Below are 24573 nucleotides of genomic sequence, written 5' to 3' on the forward strand. Positions count from 1 at the left end.
GCTCGATTACGTCAGCCCCATGACGTTCGAAAAGAACTGGTTCGCAGCTCAAAGAGGCGAAGCCGCATAATTCCCCCCAGCTATGGGATTCGTCAAACGAGGGCAAGGTCACCATTCTTTTTTGTGGCTTTGGTTTTTGTGATTTGCTGTTTGTCGTTTGGGGTGCTGCGGGATGCCTTAGTGCGGCAGGCGGATGTTGAATTTGAAGGTGATGAGCCGCGCTAGCAGGATGAACAGCGTAGCGAATAGCACGCTGTAGATGGTGTCGAAGTCGATGTAGTGTAGAAAGACGTAGAGCAGGCAGCCGGCGAAAGCGCAGGTCGCGTAGGGGCGGGAGTCTCTTAGTATGAGCGGGACTTCGTTGCAGAGGACGTCGCGGATCACGCCGCCGAAAACACCCGTTGTTACGCCCATCATGGCGGCTGTGAACCACGGGAGTTGGGCGTCGAGCGCTAGCGACGTGCCGGAGACGCTGAAGAGGCCCAGGCCGATTGCGTCGGCTACTAGCAACACGCGTTCAGAGAAAAGGCCCGAGGCGGCTTTTAAAAGCATGGGCGCGAAGAAAGACACGACGAAAAGCGCTATGACGTACGGTTGGTGCTCGACCCAATAGAACGGGCGCCGCTCCAGCAAAATGTCGCGCACTGTGCCGCCGCCGAATGCGGTCGCCATCGCTACCAGAAACGTTCCAATAGGATCCAGCCGGCGGGCTCGGGCTTCGATGAAGCCGGAGATCGCGTACGCGAGGATTGCGATGGCCTCCATTACGGACAGAGCCAAGGTGAGTCGCGGGTGCATTTTTGCTTTGAGAGCGGGGTTTTAGGGTTTGGGTTGTGGCGTGGGTGCTGCGCTGGGTTGTAGCAGAACCAGGACTGCGCCCGCACCGCCGTCGTGAGGTCTGGCCTGGCAGAAGGCTATCACTTCTTCTTTCTGTACGAGCCATGCGCGCACTTTGCCTTTTAGCACGGGTTCTTTTCCCACTGACCCGAGGCCTTTGCCGTGGATCACTCTCAGGCAACGTAAGCCGCGCTTGCTTGATTCGCGGATGAATTCTGCTAACGCTTCGCGGGCTTCTTCGCGGCGCATGCCGTGGAGGTCGAGTTGGGCCTGGACGATCCAGGCGCCGCGGCGCAGTTTGCGGACAACTTCCTGGTTGATGCCGGGCCGGTGGTAGAACAGTGATTCGTCGGTGTCGAGAAGCATCTCTGGGTCGAATTCGTCGGAGATGGCTTCGTTGAGTACCGCTGCTTCGTCGAGACGCGTTTGAAGCGGGAGCGGGGCCGGCGGAGTGCGAGGCACGGTTGCTCGCGGTTTTGCACCAAGCGGGGTTATCTCGCCTAGTTCGCGACGGAAGAGGTCGGCGTCCGCGTCGGCTGCGCGTTTGGCTTCTTTGGCTTGGGCTACCTGGCGCTCGCGGCGTTGTGCGTCGTTCTTGAGCGCGTCGCGCAACTTTCCTAGATCGGCAAGGCCGGTGCCGCGTGCAAGCTTTGGGTCGACTGGCTGGTCGGCGGGCTCGGCCCTGGGCGTTGCGACTCGAGCTTGCGCTGGACGCTTGGGATCGCTCGGATGCGGGCGGTTCTTCGGCATGGCGTGGTTGAGTTTTGAAAGCAACGGCTTGTCAATGCAAAATGCTGCCCGAGGTTCGCAGTTACGGAAACCCCCACAGCTTTGGCGGCAAGTATGCGAATTCTAACCGTCATTCTTTCGTCACGCTTTCCGAGGCAGTTCGCGGACAAAAACATGTAGCGCCAGCGCGCCACCTGGTAGCGGCCATTCCCGCCACCAAGCGCCGAGGCTATTCACCAGGACTAGCGTCCTTCCAATCGTCTGGCATGACGATCTTTGCTTCAACACCCGCATGCTCTTGCGATAGAAACAGCAGGTTACTGCCGGCGAGCAGTTCTATCGGCTTGCCGTTGGCGAATTCGAACGCCGCCTTTCCATATCCGCTAGTGGTGACCAGAATGCCTTTGGATGCGCCTTCGTTTTGCATCGTCCCAAACAGATCACGAACCGCGCTCACTCCGACTGTGTTCTTGTAGCGTTTGGCCTGGATGACGACCTTCCCACCGAAGATTGGGCGTGGATCAAAGGCGACGCAATCGACCCCGCCATCGCGGGACGCTTGGGTCTGTCGGCTCTCCAGGCCGATGATCGCGGTTGTCGGCCATGTCATCGGAATTCCCTAGCCGGAGAGGTATGCAGATCGAATTGATATCCTAAATTTAAGAGTTTACTCATTGCGTAACCTCATCGAAAACCATCAGGATTGCGGTCCAGACGGACTATCGTTATCCGTCGCATGACCGGCTGAGTTGGCATGCGAGTTTCCTCTACTTAACCAGGAATCGGACATGTCGGAACAGGATCAGAAGAGCGAGCGAAGCCCCATTGAAACCATCGGTGTGCGCACGACGCGACGCGGTTCTCCGACCATGCGTAATAAAACGGGACATCGGAAATGACACGCATCTTTCATGCTGTGGTGGATGGAGATCCGCTGACGAGCGGCGGCAATAGTCATGTAGTGGTACCTCCATACGGAGATACGGTTGCGGATGACGAAGGCAGGCCACGTCATGTCGCGTACATCGGACACAACGCGTGGTGCGCGAAGTGCGAGACGATGGGAACAATCGTAGGAGGTTCGGGGATCTCCGAAAAATATGCGGACCTACAATACGGTGCTAGGCGGCCTGATGCAGGCAGTAAGCGGAGACTTTGTCGCATGCGGCTGTGAAGAGCAGCCCCGAATCATCGCTCGTTATGCGACTCTCTGGACCTTCATAGATGAGGGTTCCGCGCAGTTGGATGGCAAACCCGGGCAGACTGAGCCGGTCGACCAGGCGGCGTCGGGCAACTACTTGAGCGATGACGTCCCTCGTTACGACGAGCAGGTGCTAGCAACCGGACGCGGCGCGACAGATGGTTACCCCTATTTCATCGAGATGTCAGACGGCCGCACGGAAGGCGGGCGGCTGGAAAGACCGGTGTTGCTATCTCGGATCTCTACGATGGTAGCCGACGACTACACCATCTATTGGGGCGATGAAGCCCTCGCGAAGCAGGCGGGAGCTTGAAAGATGCCGAACAAAAGAACAATTGTTAGAACGAATCCGACGCCTGGATCGATCAAGGAGGTTCCGCTAGAGGCAGTGACGTTTCAGGAGCTATGGGACGCATACCCATCGGGCAGCCCATACGACAACCCGGCGTATAAAAACCAGTGTGCAATTCGCATGAGCGTCACTTTCCACCGTGTCGGAATCGAAATGAAGTCCTTCTCCTCGAAGCTGATACGCCCGCTATCGGGGCAACCGAGTATTGGCCGGATCATACTCGGCGGAAAAGTAACCGCGACGCGAGCGGACGAGCTAGGGGAATGGTTGCAATTACAACCGTTAGCCGGTCTCCCGAAGGCCCAAGACATCACTGGTGCAGATTGGGAGTCCAAGGTCAAAGGGCGAACCGGAATCATCCAATTTTCCCGTTACTGGACACGTGACGGAGAAAGTGCGGAGAACGCAAGCGGCGGCCACATTGATCTATGGAACGGCTCTCGTTTGACCATTAGTGGTCCGTTCGATGCCGTCGCAACGATAAGCCGCATGCTTGGCGGTAGTTCGTTTCTTTCCGAATACACGTTTGGATGGTCGGACCTTGGGAAATCAAAGCAGATCTTATTTTGGGAAATCAAATGAGACGGGTGGGCGCCGCCATCACGTTTGCGATACTTGGAATGGTAAGCCTGTGGTGCACGGCCGCATTCGATGCTCAAATATGCCGTCGCTTCCCTCGACACTGTGTCGCCCATGGCTGCAGGGAGATAGGGGAGTGTCCAATCGATCTTTGGAATGGCGTTGTATTTTTCCTGGTCTTTTTTGGGCCAAGTGTAGTTTTTGGATTCGCGGCCTTCACCTTTAGCAGGTCCCCTCGCACATGGTGTGCGTGGCTTTTGCTCCTGGCGGCCTTAGTAACAATTCATTGGGCTGTGATGCTTATCCCTAGATTAGTGTGACGGGACGGGGACCGCCGCGTTTGACCGTCGGTGTCGAACTGCGGCTAGGCCCAGTCACTACTGGGTGACCACCGGCATCGTGCTCGGCGCTATCGGTCCTTCCGATGTGTCGCAAATCGTTGACCAGATTCCTGAGCAATGGAAGCGGGGGCAAGAAAGATGTTTCCGGTAACCGGGAAGCTAAATCAAATTAAGGCGAAACGGATGGAGCGAGAAGGAATCAGGTCGCTTGAGCAAACGTTCGGTTACTCGCTTGCTCAGTTACAGGAGCTGTTTGCCGATGGGCCGCCGAATCTGGCAGAGGCTTCTCTGCCAGCTTATCCCGATGCGGTTTTCGATAGCGGCATCGGTATCAACGCGTTCGGAATCGTCGTTGACGTCGAGTCGACGCAGTTTCCTCGATTTCTAAATCTTGTGCGATCGACAGGGGTAGAAAAGCACTGGCTAGGTTTCAAGGACGAAACGGCGGGTTCACCAACGTATACACTGATTCGCACCATGTCCCGCTTCAGGGGCGTATCCGTGAAGGTGCTGACGAACAATGTGGAGCTGATACGCTCGATTACCGAAGAGCACTTTAATCCGACTCCCCCTTGGGTCGCAATGTACGAACACGGTCCATTCCTGCATTTGATCCAAGGTGAAGAAGAGTATTGGTTCGATCACATTTGGGTTCGCTTCTGGCGTAGCCTGACGCCTGATCGGCAACGTGCATTTGTCAGAAAATCCCGCGAAGAGACGCGACACTACATTAGTGACGAAGAATGGCACGACTGGCTGACTGATCTAACGATGCAAGATCCGCGTACACGGCCTTTAGGCGACGAGGCGTTGGCCCAGCTTGACTGGTTCTAGACCGCCACCGTTCAACTCGTGAAGCGCGGCGACAAGCTAAACGCCGGAAGATAGCGCGGCCGATAAAAATCGTCACGTGCAGCACCGCCTGGCCCCTCAAGGGCAGCGGCGAAGAGTCCCACCTCAATCCCGTCGCATTCTTCGCATATCGGACAATTTCTTCCTGTTCGCCTGAATCGCCGCTTCCGCTATTACGTACTGTGTACCCACGCTCAGCCCGTCAGAACGGCGCTCCATTTGCGCAGTCTCCTGACGCCTGCGTCGCCGTCGTCGTCATGTGCGATCGGCCGCGCAATGAGCCATTGTCAGCGGGACAGCCTCGGTCGACATCCCGATCGCGACTGCCCCATTCCAGGTTCCATTGATCAAACCGCATCGGATAAACCATGCTCGACCGCTCACCGCTCACCACCTTGCTAGAGACGGCTATCACAAAGAAGCCGCATCCGGCGGTATTCGCGGCCGGCTATCAAAAGACGCTCGACGCGATAGGCAGCGGTGGAACGTTCACCCTTGCGGGTCTCGAACTGACGGTCCCGCGAGGCGTCTATCCACCCCGTCCGGGTAGCTCGACAGAGTTCTTTTGCAGGAACTGGTCCGCGGGCGGGTTGAACGACCCGACCGGCTCGCTTCTCGAACTCGGATGCGGCTCCGGCGCGCTCACGCTCCATGCCGCACGACAGGGCTGGCAAGCGACCGGTTCGGACATCGATGAGGTCGCGGTAAGGGCGGCGCGGCGCAATGCGGCGCGCAACAGCATCGACGCCGAGTTTGTCCGCTCTGACCTGTTTGCCGCATTCGAAGATCGTCGCTTTGACGTCATCGTCTTCAACCAGCCTTTCGTCCACAAGCCAATGGTGCCGACTGACGAACTGGCGCTCGCGAGTGCTAACGGAGATCTGAGCCGACGCTTTCTCGACGAAGCAGCCCGGTATCTCCAACCCGGCGGGAAGCTCGTATTTTCTTACTCGAACTGCTCGAATGATCACTTGCTGGATCGGCGCGATTGGTCGATCGAGCTCGTCGCATGCGACTACGATGCGCCCGGGCAGTATTGGCGTGTCATGTTGGTCGCGCAGCCGAACTGATCGCTGCATTTTCCGGCGACGCTAAGGAAATTTGCGGGTGCCCCAATGAGCACACGGTCGCTTTACTAGCGGCCCGACTCGGCGTTGACCCGCCAGAGCGTTGCCCCGATCCCCATTTCGAGGGTAAACCCCATCACTTCATTCCCGCCTGGTGAGAATCCCATTTTTGTCTGCCGGGAATCTCATGGCATTCTCCCCACATCGAAACAGTCTTCCACCCGCACCGTGAACCGAGACGCGACCGTCACCGGAGCCGAACGCCTGCTGCTCGTGCTCACCGCGCTAGCCGGCCACGGCAAAGCCATGTCCGTCAAAGACATGCTCGCAGTCACCGGCCTCGCTCAAAGCACGCTCTACCGCCAGGTCGCGCTCCTGAAGCGCTGGGGCTTCGTCACGGAAGACGCCGGCTACTACGCCCCCGGTCCGATCAGCCTGCAGCTCGCCGTCGGATTCGACATCAACTCGTTGCTGGTGGAATCCAGCCGCGACGGTATGACTCAACTGTCACGCACGACGCAAGAAAGCGTCGGCCTTGTCGTCGCAGTCAACGACCAGGTGATCTGCCTTGAAATGGTCGACAGCACGCACTCGTTGCGCTGCTCGTTCGAAAAGGGTCGCGCAGTGCCGCTAAAAGCCGGCGCATCCGCGAAGTCCCTATTGGCCTTCATGCCCGACAAAACGCGCACCGAAACGCTTGACCGTCAATTCACCGGCGACCCGCAAGGCCGCATCGCGCTAGAAGCGGAATTGGACCGCATCCGCTCACGCGGCTATGCAGTCAGCGACAGCGAAGTCGACCCTGGCGTATGGGGCGTGAGCGTGCCGATCTTCCGTCGCGCCGCGCGCGGCGCCGGCGCAAGCGCGTCGATCACGTTGATGGCGCCGTCCTCCCGCGCCGCGGGTCGCGAGCAGCAACTCGCCGATTGGACCGTACGCACCGCACAAGCCATTTCCGCCCGGCTGCAAGCCGAATCATTCCAACGCAACGCCGCCTGAACACACACTACCTGGGGAAGAGGAACCACTCATGACGAAACTGCAAAAAGTCCTTTCGGCCGCGTGCCTGAGCATCGCGATGGTTTCCGTCATTGCGCCGGGCACGGCCGCCGCGCAAGACGCGCAAGTGCTGAACGTGGCGACCGATGCGACATTCCCGCCGATGGAGTTCACCGACAAGGGTCAGCGCACCGGCTTCGACATCGACCTGATGAATGCGCTAGCCAAAGCGATGGGCAAACAGGTGCAATGGACCGACATCGATTTCAAAGGCCTGATTCCGGGGCTGATTGCGCATCGCTTCGATGCGGCGATCTCGGGCATCTACATCACGCCGGAGCGCAGCCAGGTGGTCGATTTCACGCAACCGTACTTCGCCGGCGGCCTTTCGGTGCTTGTGAAAGCCGATTCGCCGATCAAGACGCCCGCTGACCTGAACGGCAAGAAGGTCACGGTGCAGGTCGGCACGAAGTCGGTGAACTTCCTGCGCGATAACTATCCGCAAGTGCAGCGCGTCGAAGTCGAAAAGAATCAGGAGATGTTCGATCTCGTCGGTATCGGCCGTGCCGATGCAGCCGTAACCGGAAAACCCGCTGCCTATCAGTTCGCGCGGTCACGTCCGGGCTTTCGTGTGCTCGACAAGGAGCTGACCACGGAAGAGTATGGCATTGCGGTACGCAAGGACGAGGGACAACTGCGTGACCAGATGAACGCTGCGCTTGCGAAGATCAAGGCGGACGGCACGTACGCCGCGATCGTGCAGAAGTGGTTCGGCACGACCGCGAAGTAACCTTGCGGACCTAATCTATGCAACTTGACTTCACGCCGGCGTTCGCAGGTTGGGCCGACATCGCGCACGGCGCGCTGGTCACCGTCGAAGTGACGGCCGCCGCGCTGGTGTTGAGCTGCATGCTGGGCCTGCTGATCGGCATCGGCCGGCTCACGCCGCAGCGCCGCCTGATCTACGGCTTCTGCACCGCGTACCTCGTATTCTTTCGCGGCACACCGTTGCTGGTGCAACTGTTTCTGCTGTTCTTCGGCTTGCCGCAGTTCAACATCCTGCTGCCGGCTTTCGTGTGCGGCATGTTAGGGCTCGGGCTTTATTCGGCCGCTTATGTGTCCGAGATCGTGCGCGGCGCGATCCAGTCCGTCGATCGCGGGCAGATGGAAGCGGCGCGCTCGATCGGCATGTCGGCGGGGCAGGCGATGCGCGCGATCATCCTGCCGCAAGCGGTCGTGCGCATGATTCCGCCGCTCGGCAACGAGTTTATCGCGCTGATCAAGAACTCCGCGCTGGTGTCGTTGCTGACCATCGACGACCTGATGCACGAAGGCCAGAAGATCATCAGCGTGTCGTATCGCTCGCTGGAGGTGTATCTGGTTATCGCGCTCGTTTATCTCGTGCTGACGCAAACAACCAACTACCTGCTTCATCGCGTCGAGCGCCGCTTGCGCGCAGGGGGAATGGTGCAATGAACGAGACGCTCGAACCTATTGTCCGCATTCGCGGACTTGAAAAGTCGTTCGGTACGCATCGCGTATTGAACGGCATCGACTTCGATATCCGGCCGCAGCAAGTGGTCGTCGTGATCGGCCCGAGCGGTTCAGGCAAAAGCACGTTTCTGCGCTGCTGCAACGGACTCGAGCAAGCTGAGAGCGGCACCGTCGATATCTGCGGACATCGCATCGTCGACCATGGCGCGATGCTCAAGGAACGCGCGCTGAACGCATTGCGCACCGAAGTCGGTATGGTGTTCCAATCGTTCAATCTGTTTCCGCATTTGTCGGTGCTGCACAACATCACGGTCGGCCCCCGCATGTTGCGCGGCGCGTCGAAAGCGGACGCCGACGCGGCAGCGCTCGCCTTGCTGAAAAAGGTCGGCCTCGAACATAAGGCGCACGCGATGCCCGCGAGCCTGTCGGGTGGCCAGAAGCAACGTGTCGCGATCGCGCGCGCACTCGCCATGCAGCCGCGCGTGATGCTCTTCGACGAACCGACATCCGCGCTCGATCCGGAACTCGTCGGCGAAGTGCTGCAGGTGATGAAACTGCTGGCGTCGGAAGGGATGACGATGCTGGTCGTCACGCACGAAATGGGGTTTGCAAGGGAAGTGGCGGATGTCGTGGTGGTGATGGACGGAGGGGAAATAGTCGAGGCAGGTCCGCCGTCGACAATCTTCTCTGCGCCATCTCAGCCGCGCACGCGGACCTTCTTGCAAGCGGTGTTGTCGCGCGCATGATCGACTTCGGTCGATGCACGCACAACTTTGGTTGGTTTGATGCATAGGGCAAGCGGAGTATGAGTTTATGAATCGATCCACTCGCGCGATGTTTGCCGGGCACGCGTTGCTGCCGGGAGGATGGTGCCGCGACGTGTTGCTCGAATGGGACGAGCAGGGCGCGCTGACCCACGTTGCGGCGAACTTTCGCGATGTTCCTGCCGATATCGAAAGGGCATCGGGACCGATCGTGCCGGGCATGCCGAATCTGCATTCGCACGCGTTTCAGCGTGCGATGGCGGGCCTCACCGAATATCGCGCAAACCCGACCGACAGTTTCTGGAGCTGGCGCGACCTGATGTACCGCTTTGCGGCGCGCATCACGCCCGAAGCGCTTGGCGCAATTGCGCGCTGGCTCTATGTCGAGATGCTCAAAGCGGGCTACACATCGGTCTGCGAGTTTCACTACGTGCATCATGCGGCTGATGGACAGCGTTACGCGAACCCGGCGGAACTGGCGCAGCGTGTCGTCGATGCGGCGAGCGAGACCGGCATCGGCATGACCATGCTGCCGGTTTTGTATCAATACAGCGGGTTCGGCGCGCATCCGCCGCGTGACGATCAGCGGCGCTTCATCAACACGCCCGAGCAATTACTCGCGCTCCTCGATACAGTGCGGCAAGCACGACCTGAGCATGGCGCGTTACGCTATGGTGTTGCACCGCATTCGTTGCGCGCGGTTTCGCAAGCGTCGTTGCGCGCGTTGCTTGACGGGCTTGACGCCGTAACGGCTGGTGCGCCCGTGCATATTCATATCGCGGAGCAGATTGCGGAGGTCGAAGCCTGTTTAGCGACGGAAGGCGCACGGCCCGTGCAATGGCTGCTCGATCGCTTCGATGTCGATGCGCGCTGGTGTCTCGTTCACGCGACGCATATGGACGCGGATGAGACGATTGCCTTAGCGAAGCGCGGTGCGGTGGCCGGCCTCTGCCTCACCACCGAAGCGAATCTTGGCGATGGCCTTTTCCCGGCGCATGATTATCTGGAAGCAGGCGGCGCATTCGGTATCGGCTCGGACAGCCATATCGGCATCGATTGGCGCGCGGAACTCAGATTGCTTGAGTACGGGCAGCGGCTCGTGAGACGCCAACGTAATGTGCTCGCGTCGCGGCAAACAGCATACGTCGCAGACCGGCTATTTCATGGCGCGCTCGCAGGCGGTGCGCGGGCGACGGGGCGGGCGGTCGGCGAACTCGTCGCCGGTGCGCGCGCGGACTGGATCGTGCTGGACCCGCTGCATCCGAATCTCGCGGAGCAGACGCCAGATACGTGGCTCTCTTCAATCGTGTTTTGCGAGCATGGCGAGACGCCGGTGCGCGATGTCTACGTTGGCGGCGAGCGAGTCGTCCATCAGCGCCGCCATCGCGATGAAACGCGGTTGTATGCGGACTATCGCAACGCGTTGGCTCACCTTCTCAGTGACGCGTGAATGCGCGCACTTAACTGAACAAAGGCGACCTCATGAGTGAACTCTTTTTTCTTGAGCGCGGCACCGCGCCGCTGCTGATTTCGATTCCCCATCTCGGCACGCACATTCCCGATGCGATGCGGGACCAGTACACGGATATCGCGCTAACCGTCGCGGATACGGACTGGCACCTGGATCGGCTTTATGCGTTTGGTAAAGCGCTGGGTGCGACGATGATTGGGGCGCGCGTGTCGCGGTATGTGATCGACTTGAACCGTCCTTCGAATGACGAAAGCCTTTATCCTGGGCAGACCACTACATCGTTGTGTCCGATGGAGACGTTTCGGGGCGAGCCGCTTTATCGTGAAGGACGAGCGCCGGATATCGCGGAACGCGAAAAGCGCGTCGCGACGTATTGGCAGCCGTACCACGATGCATTGCGGGTGGAACTGCAGCGCTTGCGTGCCGCGCATGCAAATGTGCTGCTATGGGAAGCGCATTCGATTGCGAGTGTGTTGCCGCGTCTCTTTGAGGGCAAGCTGCCGGATTTGAATATCGGCACGCAGGATGGTCGCGCGGCGGATACGTCGGTGCTGGAGGCGGTGACGCGTGCGGCGGGCTCAGGTCCGTTCACGTGGATCGCGAATGGGCGCTTTAAAGGCGGATTTATTACGCGGCACTTTGGTGCGCCGCAAGATGGAGTGCATGCGGTGCAACTGGAGATGTGCCAGTCCACGTATATGAGCGAGGACGCGCCATTCGGCTATATGCCGGAACGGGCCGGCAAGGTTGAGCCGGTCGTGCGACAGATGGTGGGTGGCGCGCTTGATGTTGTTCTGGCTATGAATGCGGTGGGTCGTTGATCATCCTTGACCCATACCCGAACTTCTCCCGATACGCAGCCGGACTCGTAAGCGCAATGCGCCGAAAGTGCCTGCGCATCGATTCCTCTGAGCCGAACCCCGCCAGCTCGGCGACACGGGCAATCGGCAAGGACGTTTTTCCTTCAAGCAATTCACGCGCGGCGGCGACGCGTTCACGCACAAGCCACTCATACGGTGCCATACCCGTAGCATCATGAAATTGCCGTTGCAACGTGCGTGGACTCATCGCCGCATGCTCGGCGAGCGAGCGCAGTGTGTGCGGTAAAGCGGGATGCCGGCGTACCCACTCCATCAACTTCGCCAGACGTCCGCCCTCATCCTGCGGCATCGGACGCGGCACAAATTGCGCCTGACCGCCTTCGCGATGCGGCGGCACCACCAGTCGCTGCGCGACCCGGTTGGCGATCGCGCCACCATAATCGCGCCGCACGAGGTGAAGCAGCATGTCCAGTCCGGCTGCCGATCCCGCCGACGTGATGATTTGTCCTTCGTCGACATACAGCGCGTCAGACTGCACATGCACTTGCGGATAGCGCTGCTGCAGCTTTGTCGCATAGCGCCAATGAGTCGTGACGGTCTTGCCGTCGAGCACACCGGCCGCTGCCAGCACGAACACGCCAGAGCAGATCGAACAGAGTCGCACGCCACGAGCATAGGCCGCACGAATTTTCTTTAGCAACGGCTCAGGCGGCAATTCGTCCGCATCGCGCCATCCGGGCACGACAATCGTGTTCGCGCGATCGAGCAGCGTCAGCGTATACGGCGCCGAAACCGTCACGCCGCCTGCTGCGCGAAGCGGGCCTCGCTCGCTCGCGCATACCGCGAATCGATACCAGTCGACACCGAGTTCCGGACGCTCGAGCGCGAACAGTTCAGTCACGCAGCCGAATTCGAAAGTACAGAGCCGGTCGTAGGCCAACGCGACGACGAGATGTTTGTCCATGGCGCGATGTTACCGGAGATTGTCCATTACGCCACTTATCCGGTGCGCCGCTCAATTCCAGAATGAGGTCTCCTGAATCGGATCCACGGGCCAGGCCGTCACTCTTCCAACACTTACCGATACTTCGCTCATGTCTACCATCAACGTGATCAACGCCGTCACCGCCATTCCCGCCGCCGACAGCGCCACCGCACGGGCGCACTTTCACGCGTCATTGCAATTTGAAACCGATTGTTCGGATGTGGCGAGTGCGCTCGCCAGCGGTACGCCCGGATTCGTGCTGCTCGATGTTCGCAGTTCGACGCTGTTTGCGAGGGGCCATGTGCCGGGCGCGATCAATCTTCCGCATGGAAAGATCGTCGCGTCCAAGCTCGTCGATTACCCACGCGATACGCTCTTTGTCACGTATTGTGCGGGGCCGCATTGCAATGGCGCGGCGCGCGGTGCGATACGGCTGTCCGAGCTGGGACGGCCGGTGAAGGTCATGATGGGTGGCGTCACGGGGTGGCTCGACGAGGGCTTTAAGCTTGATGCGGTCAACGCCGAATAAATGATCGAAAACGATTTCGATATTCAATGATAATCGAGCCTAATCCGCGGCGATTGATTGTTCGATTTTACGCCGACTGTCTCTGCGCGAATTGTCCAACAATCGTTAAAAGACCAGAATAAAGTGCCATCACAGAATTCGCAACAAATCTCACCGGAACTTGAACTCGACGGGCCATGCTGTTATCGTTTCAACGAAAACGTTTTCGGCAAATCAATGTCGAGTGAGATCGTAAACGGAATTCGCCGGAGCAGTCGAGTCCACGCCGCACATGGCCTGGGCATCACGCGACAGCGACTGGTTGCCAACGCAACGACGTCGGGTTTTCGCACCACACAGATTGAAGCATTGGAAACGCTCATGAACATCGAACCAGGCCCCGACGATTCTCATGCAATCTTTTACGACCCCGCCCGAGGGCACGGCTTACCGCACGACCCGTTCAAGGCGATCGTCGCACCGCGCCTGATCGGCTGGGTATCGACGCGTGCGTCGAACGGACAGCTAAACCTCGCGCCCTATAGCTTTTTCGGCGCATTCGCCGCGTCGCCGTCGATCATCGGTTTTTGCAGCGAAGGCCGTAAAGACAGTCTCCGCAATATCGAAGAGACACGTGAATTCGTGTGGAATCTGACGACGCGTGCGCTTGCCGGACAGATGAACCGTACGTCAGCGCCGGTCGCGCCCGATGTCGACGAGTTCGCGCTGGCGGGTTTGACGCCTATCGCAGGGCGCAATGTGTCAGTGCCACGTGTTGGTGATTCTCCGGCGGCGCTCGAATGCAAGCTGCTGCAAATCGAACATCTGCGCGACCTGAACGGAAGCCCGACGGACAACTGGCTCGTGTTGGGGCAAGTGGTCGGCGTGCATATCCATAAGGCGTACCTGAAAGATGGACGGTTCGACATACTAGCGGCGCAACCGGTCATGCGCGCCGGCTATCGAGCCGACTACGTGCAGATCGGCGAAATGTTCCAGCTCTTTCGCCCGATGTCCTGAATGACGAATGAACGCGGCAGAAGCATTTACCTCGCAGACGAAGGCGACATGACCTCAGGCGATAGCGACGCCACCGATTACGCCATCGCGGATGCCAAGACGGCGTCATCTGCGATTATCGCGCGAGGGGTATTCGCCGTGACCGGAGGCCGCCGTGGTTTTCGATCTGCTTGAAGCGGGCGGTGCCGATCGTGCCGCCCTGCATCTCGGCACGCAAACCTTGACCCGCGGCGAACTCCGGACTGCATCTCGACGCGCGGCCGCTTTAATGCGCAACCTAGGAGTCGGACGCGGCGACATCATCGCAGTATGGCTGCCTGCCAGTACTGTATGGCTGCAACTGTTCTTCGCGGCGGCGCAGTTGGGGGCAGTGATGGTTCCCGTCAGTGTGCGATTCAAGCTGCCAGAAGCGCTGCATATCGTGAAGACCGCGAAAGCGCGCGTACTTGTGGTGCCAAAGAAATCTCCCGACTTCGATCACGTCGGCGCAGCCAGAGAAATCAAGGCCGCGACCATCACCCTGCAGCACATCGTCGAAGTGACGCGATTCGACGGCTTCGAATGGAATGCGCTCAAACCGTATATGCGTTGGGAAGGTTGCGATACCGATTTGCTCTGCACGTTCGCGACATCTGGCACAACCGATGAGCCAAAGCTCGCCGTCCACACAGCGGGCGGTATAGCCACGCACGCGCGCAATCTCGGACGCGCTCACGACATCCGTGCTACGGACGTGATGCTATGTGCGCTTGCGCTGGATGACGTGCTGGGTTTTATGCCGCCAATTGCGGCGCTCGCATCGGGCGCTGCTTGCGTGCTGTTGCCGGCCTTTAACGCGAATGCCTTCGCAGCAGCCATCGAGCGATATCGTGTGACGCATCTGTTCGGTCCGGACGTGTTGATCGACGAGGTGCTGAATGAGCGAAATCATTCGCTGGCAACCTGGCGCCGCGGTGGATTTCCCGAGGGGGTGCGGCTCGCAAAGCGTGTGATCGCACACGCGTGGGATGCGTTGCAACTGCGCCTGACCGTCATGTACGGCACGCCCGAATGTTTCGCGATGGCAGAAATGCACGACATGAATCAAGGCCGCCACCCGCGCAGTGTGCCGGGTAGCGCGTTGATCTCGCAAGGCATTGTGTTTCGCATCGTCGATCCGGAAAGCGGGGCGGTACTGCCCGATGGGCAACGAGGTGAATTGCAGGTGCGCGGCTATAACGTGATGGCGGGCTATTTGCACAACCCCAAGGCGACATCGGAGCGCTTCTCCATGGGTGGCTGGTTTAGAACCGGCAAATTTGCCCATACCAACGGCAACACTCTCTGCTACCCGGCAGCAACAAGTGACACGTTGCAAGTGCCTGGGTCACCCGCTCAACTTCGCGGGGACCGGGGCTTCTCCGATATAACGCCCGAGCGCACGGCGTCGAGCCCGATCCTGTAAAAAAACGGTTTCGGAAAGCTTCTCGAATATGCACCTTGCACTTTCGTAAATTCGCCTCTATATTTGATCGAAATCGATTTCGATCGATCGCGAAACTATCGTGAACACGGAGCAGTTCAGTTGCTTCAAGGAGCAGATCATGAGCTTTAGCACTATCAATCCAGCTACCGGCAAGGTAGTCAAAGAATTTCCGCTGCAATCGGATGAACAGATATTCGCCGCGTTGACGACCGCGGACACGCGCTATCGCGAGGATTGGAAATACAGATCGGTAGCCGAGCGGGCGCGTATCGTCGCGCGCGCTGCGCAGATCCTGCGTGAGAAGCGCGATGAATACGCGACCTACCCGACGCTGGAAATGGGTAAGGTCGTTTGGCAGAGTTACGCGGAAGTCGATCTCGTCGCTGAGATTCTCGACTACTACGCGAAGAACGCGGAGCAATTTCTCGCACCCCAGCCGTTGCCCGGCGAGCCGGGCGCCACCCTCGTTGCTGAGCCGGTTGGCGTCCTTCTCGCCATCGAGCCGTGGAACTTTCCGTACTACCAACTGGCCCGTGTCGCCGCACCGCAAATCATCGCGGGCAACGTGGTGATGATGAAGCATGCGGAAAATGTACCGCAATGCGCACTCGCGTTTGCACGCCTGTTCGAGGAGGCGGGCGCGCCGGAAGGTGTTTATACCAATCTCTTTTGCAGCGTCGAGCAGGTCGGCAAGCTGATCGAAGACTTCCGCGTGCGCGGCGTGGCGCTTACCGGCAGCGAACGGGCAGGCACGTCCGTCGCCGAACGCGCGGGCCGCAATCTCAAGAAGGTGATTCTCGAGCTCGGCGGCAGCGACCCGGCGCTGATTCTCGAAGGCGCATCGCTCGATCTCGCGATCGAGCAAACCGTGATGGGCCGCACATTCAATTCGGGACAGGGCTGCGTCAACGTCAAGCGCGTGATCGTGGTGGGCAAGGAGCGCGGCGAGAAGATGCTGGCCGCGCTGAAGGCGCGATTCGCGGCGCTGAAGGTGGGCGACCCGCACGATGAGGCGACCGTGCTCGGCCCGGTATCCAGCGAACGCGCACTGGACGTGCTGCTCAAGCAGATCGACGAGGCTAAGGCCGGCGGGGCAACCATTGTCCATGGCGGCAAGCGCGTCGACCGCTCAGGCTTCTATCTCGAACCGACGATCATCACGGACATCGACCGGAACAATCCTTTTTACCATCAGGAGGCGTTCGGGCCGGTGCTGTCGTTCTATGTGGTGAACAGCGAGGAGGAGGCGATCAAGCTGGCCAACGACAGCAAGTATGGCCTCGGCGCCTTTATCTTCGACACCGATATCGAGCACGCGAAACAGGTCGCGTCCCGTCTCGATGTCGGCATGGTGTACATCAACTCGTGCTTCGCAGACTCGCCGGGCTTGCCTTTTGGCGGCGTCAAAAACTCCGGATTCGGGCGTGAAATGTCGGAGTTGGGTATCGGCGAGTTCCTTAATCGCAAGCTGGTACGCGTCGCCAACGCCGCTTGAAATCGGCGCGGAGGCGGCTTGATGCAATCGCGTGCAAGTCTTTGCAGCCAGGGGAGGCCATGCCTGCTCCTGGCTGTTTCATGAAAAACACATGTCGATAAACTGAATCGTCGACGGGACGATGTGCGCTGGTGAGTCCTGAGGCGGTGCTTCTGCCTGAAAGATGCCCGCGCGAGCAGCGTTATTCTTGCAGCTCACAACTGTTGTGCTTCTGTCGGTGTTTACGCCAAATATGAGCGTACAGACAATCGGTGTCACGTACTGCGAACTAGCATTCGCAGTTAAAGACCACTAACAGGAGCCGAATATGTCTAACGATACCCCTCTCGATGTGCCGTCACGCCGTCGTTTCATCGGTGTAGCCGCGGCGGCGGTTGCAGCCGGCGCGTTAAGCAAACTCGCTTTTGCAGAGACCCCGCAATCGATTACTGAAGTTACCCAGTCAACCGGCGGTGACAAAGCCGCGATTCGCCGACTTCGCGTGCACGTGCCCGAGTCGCAACTGACCGAATTGCGCCGGCGCGTCAAGGCAACCCGCTGGCCCGAACGAGAAACGGTCACGGACGCGTCACAAGGCGTGCAACTCGCGACCATGCAGAACCTCGCGCGTTACTGGAGCACCGAATACAACTGGCGCAAGGTCGAAGCGAGACTGAACGCGTTGCCGCAGTTCGTAACGGAAATCGACGGACTCGACATCCATTTCATCCATGTCCGCTCGAAGCATGACAACGCGTTGCCGATCATCGTCACGCATGGCTGGCCCGGCTCGATCATCGAGCAGCTGAAGATCATCGATCCACTGACCAACCCGACGGCGCATGGCGGCACTGCAGCGGATGCGTTTGATGTCGTGATTCCGTCGCTGCCCGGCTATGGTTTTTCGGGCAAGCCGACCGCCACCGGCTGGGATCCGCAGCGCATTGCGCGCGCGTGGGTCGTGCTGATGCAGCGCCTCGGCTACAAGCGGTATGTGGCGCAAGGCGGCGACTGGGGCAATGCGGTCACCGAGCAGATGGCGCTGCTTACGCCGCCGGGACTGCTGGCGATTCACACCAATATGCCGGCCACCGTGCCGGACAACATTGCGGACGCGCTGAAGTACGGCAATCCGCCGCCGGCGAATCTGTCACCCGAAGAACGGCATGCGTTCGACCAGCTCGACTATTTCTACAAGCACGGCCTCGGCTATGCGCAGGAAATGGCAAACCGCCCGCAGACGCTGTACGGCATCGAAGATTCGCCGATCGGCCTTGCCGCATGGATGATCGACCACGATGCGGCGAGCCAGGCGCTGATCGCGCGCGTGTTCGCGGGCGGGTCAGAGGGCCTGACGCGCGACGACATCCTCGACAACATCACGCTGTACTGGCTGACCAATACGGGCGTGTCGTCGGCGCGGCTGTACTGGGAAAACAAGCTCAACTTCTTCGCGCCGAAGCATGTCGCAATTCCGGTGGCGGTCAGTGTGTTTCCGGATGAGATTTACGCCGCACCGCGCAGCTGGACGGAGCAGGCGTATCCGAAACTGATCCACTACAACCGCCTCCCGAAGGGCGGCCACTTTGCGGCGTGGGAACAGCCGCAAGCCTTCACCGATGAGGTGCGCGCGAGCTTCCAGTCGTTGCGCTGAAGTCAACGACGCGAACGACGCCGGTGAGTGTCGTTCGCGTCCGCGTTGGCCGCGAGACGCGTACCTCCATACAACTTTTCGGTTGCCGGCTGGCTCACGAACGTGACCGCACCTCCAGTGCCAATCAGGCGTTGGCCTCAGCCTTTCGCACAGCGGCGAGTTGCGCCAACCCGAGCCCTTCCATCAAATGCGTCTGAACCGTTGCGGCCTGCTCATTGAGTACGTCAGCGCCGAACGGATCGCCCACCACCACGCGTGCGGCGCGCGTGCCGGCCGGCTGCTCCACGATCCGGACAATCGCCTCAGCCACGTCATGCGGGTTGGGCGCATTTTCGCTTCGAAACAGGTCCATCAATCTCTCCACCATCTTGCCGGGGATCGCGGCGATCTCGCCATAGCCATTCGCTCGCGCGACGTCCTCGGGCAACTGGGCGCTTGCGAACATGTTGGTCGGATAGCTGCCCGGCTGCACCAGGACCACGTCGACGCCCAGCTGCGATAGCTCGTAACGGTAACTGTCCGTCAATGCTTCGACAGCGAATTTCGACGCGCCGTAATGACCAAAAAACGGAAACGTCACGCGGCCCATGAATGAGCCGATATTGACCACCAACCCTTCACCCTGGCGCCGGAAGGCCGGCAATGCAGCACGCAGGGTCCGTTGCATGCCGAATACGTTCACGTCGAAGAGCGCGCGCAGCTGGTCCGCCGTAAAAGACTCGGAGATGCCGGCCGAACCGAGCCCCGCATTGTTGACCAGCACGTCGAGCCGTCCCGCCTGCTCAAGCACCGACGCCACGCCGTGCTCAACGGATGTATCGCTGGTCACGTCCAGCTCGATGACTTCGATGCGCTTTGCACGCAAGTCTTCCGCGGGAAGCCGGTTACGTCCTGCGATATCGCGCATGGTGGCAAATACACGGTGCCCCGCACCGGCAAGCGTCTCCGCTGTATCGCGGCCGAAGCCACTGCTGGCGCCGGTAATCAGGATGGTCCTGGACATGGTGTGTTCCTTTCACTGGGTAAGGAGTCGGGAAGAGAGCGGATCCGCAACGACGTCATCTGCGTTTAGAAGGTGACCGACATCCTATTAGATTGCATATGAAATCTAAAGTCAAACGCAATCGGTTTGCCTGACCTATACGCGGGTAGGGGGCAGAGGGACCGGTCATTTGACAATAAATAGATGACCGGATATCTTGTTATCGTTGAATTCAGAGCGAGATAAACGAAGATGCCGCGCCCAGCCAATCCCGAAGTGCGTTCGCGACTGCTGTCGGTCGGGCGTGACGTCGTGCACGACCGCGGCTTCAATGGTGCCGGCGTGCAGGACATCACGGCCGCGGCCGGCGTGCCGAAGGGGTCGTTCTATAACTACTTCGACAGCAAAGAGGTGTTTGCGGCCGAAATCCTCGAAGACTACTGGCAGTCCATCGAAGACCGTCACGGTCCGATCCTGCACGACGCGCGGATCAAGCCGCTTGCGCGTATCGCGAAGTTCTTCCGGGCGTTGACGGACGATCACCGCAAGCATGACTTTGCTCTGGGGTGTCTGATTGGCAATCTGTCGCTGGAACTGTCGAACGGCAGTGAGGACACGCGCACAAAGCTTGCCGCGCTGATGGCCCGCTGGGAAAAGTCGTTGGCCGCGTGCCTGCGCGAGGCGCAGGAGCGCAATGAGCTCGATCGCAAGCAAAAGGTTGACGAACTGGCGGCGATCCTGATCGAGGCCTACGAAGGCGCGGTGATGCGCGGCAAGGTCGAGCAGGGCGGCAAGGCCTATGAGCGTTTCGAGAAGGTGGTATTGCCGCGGCTGATCCGCTGATTCACGTGCGGGCGTTCACTGCTCGCACTGCACGTCCTGTTTGGGCACCACGATCATCACCGGATAGGTTCCATGGTCGAGCTCCACGCGCGCGACCACGGTCGTGGTCGTGCGGTCGCTGTCGTCGTACACGCTGACCTTTTCATGCCGAAGGCTGGTAATGCCGGTACAGCCGGACGCGCGACCTTCATCGGAAACCTGGCACTGAATCTCGTTGTCTTTCAGGAAACGATATTGGTCTCGGGAGGGGGTGGACAGATACTCCCGAACGGTCTCCGGCGACCCGCCGACACCCGTCACATACGCAATGTCGCAGTGTTGCCCGGCCGTTGCGTCGTTGGCGGACGTCTGAGCCATCGCCGCCGTGCTTACCGCTGCGATGAGCGCCGCGAGTGTCGATGCAAGGAGATGTTTCATGGTGCAATGACGCTTTTCGGATTGAAGTGCTCTGGATTGTAGTGGCATATTGAGCGACGGGTCTGAAAAGCGCACAACCGCGGCCATGTGCGTACGCGCATGCTGGCAAGACGGGATGCTCCGCACCACGAGGGCGATATGGAAAATCTGAACGTTCGCGCTTTCGACACGCTGATTATCGGCGCAGGTTCGATGGGTATGGCGGCCGGTTACTATCTGAGCCAGGCGGGCAGGAAGGTGCTGCTGCTCGACGCCGGTGATCCGCCTCACGATATCGGTGCGCATCACGGCAGTACGCGTCTCATCCGTCATGCGTATGGCGAGGGCGCGGGCTATGTGCCGCTTGCCATGCGGGCCCAGCAGCTTTGGCTGCAACTGGAGCGGGACACAGGCATGAACGTTTTCGCGGGCACCGGTGTCACCAACATCGGGTTGGCTGGCGATCCCTTTCTGCAGGAAGTACAGCGTAGCGCGGCCCAGCACGGTTTGCGGCTGGAAACGCTAAACGGTCCCGAGGCCAGCAAACGGTGGCCGGCGTGGCAGCTTTCCGCCGGGCATGTCATCAGCTACGAGCCCGATGCGGGCGTGCTGTATTGCGAACGCGCCATTAGCGGCTATCGGAAGCTTGCGATTGCGCATGGCGCAACGCTGCGCACGAATACGTCAGTCACACGCGTCGAATTGCACGGCGATCACAGCGTCAGCGTCGTGACCGACAACGGGGAGCGGTTTGCGGGCCGTGATCTGATCGTATGCGCAGGCAAATGGACGCGTTCTTTGCTCGCCGGTTTGGGGCTGGACGTTCCGGTCGCCCGCGTGCGCAAGACCTTCGCGTGGTTTGAATCGCCGGCCAACGCGTTTGCGCCCGACGTCTTTCCGGGCTTCATCATGGAATCGGAGGTCGGCCAGTTCTATGGATTTCCCGATCTCGACGGCGGCGGTTTCAAGATCGGTCGCCATGATGGAGGTCAGCCGGTCGCTGTCGATGCGAACCCTGCCGCATTCGGCGACGAGCCAGACGATCTATCCGACTTGCGGCGCTTCTTGCAACGGTATCTTCCGGCAGTGGGCAATCTGCGAACGGGCAGGGTCTGTGAATACGACATGACGCCCGACTCGGATTTCATCATCGACCGGCTGCCTGCCCATCCGAACGTTCAGTTCGCAACGGGCTTCTCGGGGCACGGCTTCAAATTCGCGAGCGCGATTGGCGAGGCGTTGGCGCAGCGGGTTACGCAAGGCGCCAGCAGCGTGGATCTCTCGATCTTCAGATGCGATCGCTTTCGCGGCTCAAGCGCGTGAGCGACGCCCTTACCGCGGCTTGGCGTAGCCGCTTTCGATCCAGTCCGATGCGCTGCGGACCGACAGCTTGAATGTCGGCGCAACGCGCACCTTGGCAAGCGAGTCGCCGGCCGCGTTTTCGGCCGCGAGCACCGCATGTGGGTCGTCTTCGTCAGGGACGATATCGAGCGTCACGCTGATGCGGTCGTTGGCCGTGTCGATCCACACCTGCTTGTGAAGTTGCGCATGCAACTGCTGCTCGTGACGACGCAGCACTTCCGAAGCCGTTTTCACCAGCGTATTGAATGCGGAGACGTCGAGCGGTTTCGGGTTTTTCTTGTCCCGACCCATCGTCCATGGACCGACCAGCGCGGGTTCCGCTTCGCCGTCCTTCGTCATCGCGACGGCCCAGCCTTCGTCGTCTTCGTTCTTGATGACGCGGCACGTCCATCCATTGTCGTGCCAGAGGCGGTCTTCATGGATGACGTCGGAATCGGGCGCGTCGTTGACGCCGGAAGAGGAGTCGATCGGTGTGTGCATGCGGTGAGCCGGTGAGGGGGAAGGGCGGAGCGCTATTTTACTTGAGTCGCGCCGGCGCATTGCCGATCGATCCCGATGTGCTTTGCATCAGGCCGACCGGCTGGGCAGCACGCTTTTAAAGCAATCATTTGGCATGTCGAATGTAGATTTAAACCACAATTGCCAATTGATGAATTCTTCTGTTAAATGCGTGGCGCGAAGGAGTCTGAATAAATTTGGCTGACTACCCAAACAACAACAGTCCTCCACCCCACGCCATGAACCCTCTGTTGCCGCTTAAAGTCCAGGTGGGCCGTCACGCGCGCACGCTCGCCGGATACTTCCCCGCTCCGTTTACGCGCGACGAATCGAACAGTGTCGATATGCGCGGCACCATGACCCCGAGGCTGCTGAACGGCAACACGCCGCTGAACGGCAATTACGGCGAAGTCGATCGCTTTACGTCGCAGACGCGTTCGACAGGCACATTGTTCGTCGCAAGGGGCGAAGACTTCGTGCGCGTCGCCACGTCGGTGAAGCAGCAGAACGGCGAGCGGGCGGTGGGCACGCTGCTCGACCGCTCGCATCCCGCGTATCGCCTGTTGCGCGGCGGACAGCCGTATACGGGTTACGCGACGCTGTTCGGCAAGCAATACATGACGCACTATGAGCCGATTCGCGATAGCGCGGGCAAGATTATCGGCGCGTTGTACGTCGGCCTCGATGTCAGCGACGTATGGACGTTGTCGATCGGCACCAAGCTCGCGCTGCTGGCCTTCGCCGCCGCGGCGGTGATTCTGCCGGGCTATGGATGGCTTCTGCAGTCGATGATGTTCGCCGATCGGGCAAGCGCGGCAAGTGTGGCAAGCGCGCCCACGTCATTGCAGCAATCGGAAATGATCGTCCTCGGGCTGCCAGGTGCGCTGCTGGTCAGCGCGCTGGTATGGATGATGACGCGGCGCAGCCTCGGCATTCCGCTGCGCGAAGCGAAGGCCGCCGCGGAGAAGCTGGCTGCCGGCGATCTGACCGCGCAGGTGCCGGTGAGCCGTCGCGATGACCTCGGGCAATTGATGCAGGCGATCAACGGCATCAGCGTCGGGCTGGCGTCGGTGGTCGGCAACGTGCGGCGTGCGTCCGATACGATCGCGCTGGGTGCGCGCGAAATCGCGGCGGGCAACGCGGACCTGTCCGCGCGCACCGAAGCGCAGGCGGGCTCGCTCGAGCAGACGGCATCGGCGATGGATCAATTGACGTCGATCGTGCGCGGCAACGCAGAACACGCGGCGAGTGCGAACGATCACGTCGCATCGGCTTCGAATCTCGCGGTCAAGGGCGGCACCGTGGTCGACAATGTCGTTGCGACGATGTCGCTGATCCGCAGCAGTTCGCAAAGAATTGTCGACATCATCGGGGTGATCGACGGCATCGCGTTTCAGACCAATATCCTTGCGTTGAATGCGGCCGTCGAAGCCGCGCGCGCCGGTGAGCAAGGGCGCGGCTTCGCGGTCGTGGCGGCCGAAGTGCGCAGCCTCGCGCAACGCAGCGCGACCGCCGCGAAGGAGATCAAGGCGCTGATCGCGGACTCGGTCGGCAATGTCGACGCGGGCGGCGCACTTGTCGACGAAGCCGGCCGGAACATGAATGAAATCGTCACGGCGGTGGCCAACGTGGTGACGTTGATGAGTGAGATCACCCGCGCGAGCCAGGAGCAAAGTACCGGCATCAGCGAAGTCAATCGTGCGATCGGGCAGATGGATCAAATGACCCAGCAAAACGTCGCGCTGGTCGAAGAGGCCGCAGCCGCGGCGGCGAGCATGCGCGAACAGGCGCGTGGGCTGGAAGATGCGGTGCGGGTGTTTCGGCTGGCAAGCGATGCGCCGCATTGAGTGGCGCGACACCGTGCGAGCTGACAGTCGTG

The 24573-nt window shown here is 60.1% G+C and carries 25 protein-coding genes; 18 read left to right on the forward strand and 7 right to left on the reverse strand.

Annotated elements, in window-relative coordinates; all coding sequences use genetic code 11:
- Positions 1-177: 177 nt before the first annotated feature.
- From HV675_RS26355 to HV675_RS26365, 3 genes are all read right to left on the reverse strand, one after another.
- Positions 178-798 carry a trimeric intracellular cation channel family protein gene (locus tag HV675_RS26355; protein ID WP_175114396.1) on the reverse strand — a complete coding sequence of 207 codons (621 nt, stop codon included), beginning with the start codon at positions 796-798 and terminating at the stop codon, positions 178-180.
- Between the two features lie 21 nt (positions 799-819).
- A complete protein-coding gene (locus tag HV675_RS26360; RefSeq protein WP_175114434.1) occupies positions 820-1587 on the reverse strand; it encodes a Smr/MutS family protein in 768 nt (255 codons plus the stop codon).
- Between the two features lie 208 nt (positions 1588-1795).
- Positions 1796-2176, reverse strand: coding sequence for a restriction endonuclease (locus tag HV675_RS26365; RefSeq protein WP_175114397.1), 381 nt, complete (start codon positions 2174-2176; stop codon positions 1796-1798).
- 490 nt (positions 2177-2666) lie between these two features.
- On the opposite strand from HV675_RS26365, the gene HV675_RS26370 reads away from it, so the two are divergent.
- The 10 genes from HV675_RS26370 to hutG all read left to right on the forward strand — a co-directional run bounded on the left by HV675_RS26370 (position 2667) and on the right by hutG (position 11507).
- Positions 2667-3080: a hypothetical protein gene (locus HV675_RS26370; protein ID WP_175114398.1), complete on the forward strand. Its 414-nt coding sequence runs from the start codon at positions 2667-2669 to the stop codon at positions 3078-3080.
- A 3-nt stretch (positions 3081-3083) separates the two neighbouring features.
- A complete protein-coding gene (locus HV675_RS26375) occupies positions 3084-3701 on the forward strand; it encodes a type VI secretion system amidase effector protein Tae4 (protein WP_175114399.1) in 618 nt (205 codons plus the stop codon).
- 521 nt (positions 3702-4222) lie between these two features.
- Entirely contained in the window at positions 4223-4873 is a 651-nt protein-coding gene (locus HV675_RS26380; RefSeq protein ID WP_175114400.1) for a hypothetical protein, read from the forward strand.
- 386 nt (positions 4874-5259) lie between these two features.
- A complete protein-coding gene (locus tag HV675_RS26385) occupies positions 5260-5961 on the forward strand; it encodes a Rossmann-like fold-containing protein (RefSeq protein ID WP_175114401.1) in 702 nt (233 codons plus the stop codon).
- Positions 5962-6186: 225 nt separating this feature from the next.
- The gene (locus HV675_RS26390) at positions 6187-6957 is read left to right on the forward strand and encodes an IclR family transcriptional regulator (protein WP_175114435.1); all 771 of its coding nucleotides are present in this window, start codon (positions 6187-6189) and stop codon (positions 6955-6957) included.
- 31 nt (positions 6958-6988) lie between these two features.
- The gene (locus tag HV675_RS26395) at positions 6989-7747 is read left to right on the forward strand and encodes a transporter substrate-binding domain-containing protein (protein WP_175114402.1); all 759 of its coding nucleotides are present in this window, start codon (positions 6989-6991) and stop codon (positions 7745-7747) included.
- Positions 7748-7764: 17 nt separating this feature from the next.
- The gene (locus HV675_RS26400) at positions 7765-8433 is read left to right on the forward strand and encodes an amino acid ABC transporter permease (RefSeq protein WP_175114403.1); all 669 of its coding nucleotides are present in this window, start codon (positions 7765-7767) and stop codon (positions 8431-8433) included.
- A complete protein-coding gene (locus HV675_RS26405) occupies positions 8430-9197 on the forward strand; it encodes an amino acid ABC transporter ATP-binding protein (RefSeq protein ID WP_281364144.1) in 768 nt (255 codons plus the stop codon). The genes HV675_RS26400 and HV675_RS26405 overlap by 4 nt, the downstream gene beginning before the upstream one ends.
- A 67-nt stretch (positions 9198-9264) precedes the next feature.
- Complete coding sequence (locus HV675_RS26410; protein ID WP_175114404.1) at positions 9265-10665, forward strand: formimidoylglutamate deiminase; 1401 nt, start codon at positions 9265-9267, stop codon at positions 10663-10665.
- A 32-nt stretch (positions 10666-10697) separates the two neighbouring features.
- Positions 10698-11507, forward strand: coding sequence for an N-formylglutamate deformylase (hutG, locus tag HV675_RS26415; RefSeq protein WP_175114405.1), 810 nt, complete (start codon positions 10698-10700; stop codon positions 11505-11507).
- Here the strand turns inward: hutG and ftrA are convergent.
- On the reverse strand, positions 11485-12471 hold the full coding sequence (ftrA, locus tag HV675_RS26420; RefSeq protein ID WP_175114406.1) for a transcriptional regulator FtrA: 987 nt from the start codon (positions 12469-12471) through the stop codon (positions 11485-11487). The two genes, hutG and ftrA, sit on opposite strands and share 23 nt — an antisense overlap.
- A gap of 130 nt (positions 12472-12601) precedes the next feature.
- On the opposite strand from ftrA, the gene HV675_RS26425 reads away from it, so the two are divergent.
- The 5 genes from HV675_RS26425 (at position 12602) to HV675_RS26445 (ending at position 18613) form a co-directional block, all read left to right on the forward strand.
- Complete coding sequence (locus HV675_RS26425) at positions 12602-13021, forward strand: rhodanese-like domain-containing protein (protein WP_175114407.1); 420 nt, start codon at positions 12602-12604, stop codon at positions 13019-13021.
- Positions 13022-13381: 360 nt separating this feature from the next.
- Entirely contained in the window at positions 13382-14020 is a 639-nt protein-coding gene (locus HV675_RS26430) for a flavin reductase family protein (protein ID WP_175114437.1), read from the forward strand.
- A 154-nt stretch (positions 14021-14174) separates the two neighbouring features.
- Complete coding sequence (locus HV675_RS26435) at positions 14175-15464, forward strand: AMP-binding protein (RefSeq protein WP_175114408.1); 1290 nt, start codon at positions 14175-14177, stop codon at positions 15462-15464.
- Positions 15465-15603: 139 nt separating this feature from the next.
- A complete protein-coding gene (locus tag HV675_RS26440; RefSeq protein WP_175114409.1) occupies positions 15604-16980 on the forward strand; it encodes an NAD-dependent succinate-semialdehyde dehydrogenase in 1377 nt (458 codons plus the stop codon).
- Between the two features lie 307 nt (positions 16981-17287).
- A complete protein-coding gene (locus HV675_RS26445) occupies positions 17288-18613 on the forward strand; it encodes an epoxide hydrolase family protein (protein WP_175114410.1) in 1326 nt (441 codons plus the stop codon).
- A 124-nt stretch (positions 18614-18737) separates the two neighbouring features.
- Here the strand turns inward: HV675_RS26445 and HV675_RS26450 are convergent, their stop codons facing one another.
- The gene (locus HV675_RS26450; protein ID WP_175114411.1) at positions 18738-19616 is read right to left on the reverse strand and encodes an SDR family oxidoreductase; all 879 of its coding nucleotides are present in this window, start codon (positions 19614-19616) and stop codon (positions 18738-18740) included.
- Positions 19617-19847: 231 nt separating this feature from the next.
- Between HV675_RS26450 and HV675_RS26455 the strand changes: the two genes are divergently transcribed.
- Complete coding sequence (locus HV675_RS26455; protein ID WP_175114412.1) at positions 19848-20438, forward strand: TetR/AcrR family transcriptional regulator; 591 nt, start codon at positions 19848-19850, stop codon at positions 20436-20438.
- A 15-nt stretch (positions 20439-20453) separates the two neighbouring features.
- Here the strand turns inward: HV675_RS26455 and HV675_RS26460 are convergent, their stop codons facing one another.
- A complete protein-coding gene (locus HV675_RS26460) occupies positions 20454-20855 on the reverse strand; it encodes a hypothetical protein (RefSeq protein ID WP_175114413.1) in 402 nt (133 codons plus the stop codon).
- 138 nt (positions 20856-20993) lie between these two features.
- Here HV675_RS26460 and solA point away from each other — a divergent pair, with 138 nt between their 5' ends.
- Positions 20994-22157, forward strand: coding sequence for an N-methyl-L-tryptophan oxidase (solA, locus tag HV675_RS26465; RefSeq protein ID WP_175114414.1), 1164 nt, complete (start codon positions 20994-20996; stop codon positions 22155-22157).
- 9 nt (positions 22158-22166) lie between these two features.
- Here the strand turns inward: solA and HV675_RS26470 are convergent, their stop codons facing one another.
- Complete coding sequence (locus tag HV675_RS26470; protein WP_175114415.1) at positions 22167-22676, reverse strand: hypothetical protein; 510 nt, start codon at positions 22674-22676, stop codon at positions 22167-22169.
- Positions 22677-22933: 257 nt separating this feature from the next.
- On the opposite strand from HV675_RS26470, the gene HV675_RS26475 reads away from it, so the two are divergent.
- Complete coding sequence (locus HV675_RS26475) at positions 22934-24541, forward strand: methyl-accepting chemotaxis protein (RefSeq protein WP_175114416.1); 1608 nt, start codon at positions 22934-22936, stop codon at positions 24539-24541.
- The last annotated feature ends 32 nt before the right edge of the window (positions 24542-24573 follow it).

The organism is Paraburkholderia solisilvae (genome assembly GCF_902859875.1).
GTDB lineage: Bacteria > Pseudomonadota > Gammaproteobacteria > Burkholderiales > Burkholderiaceae > Paraburkholderia > Paraburkholderia solisilvae.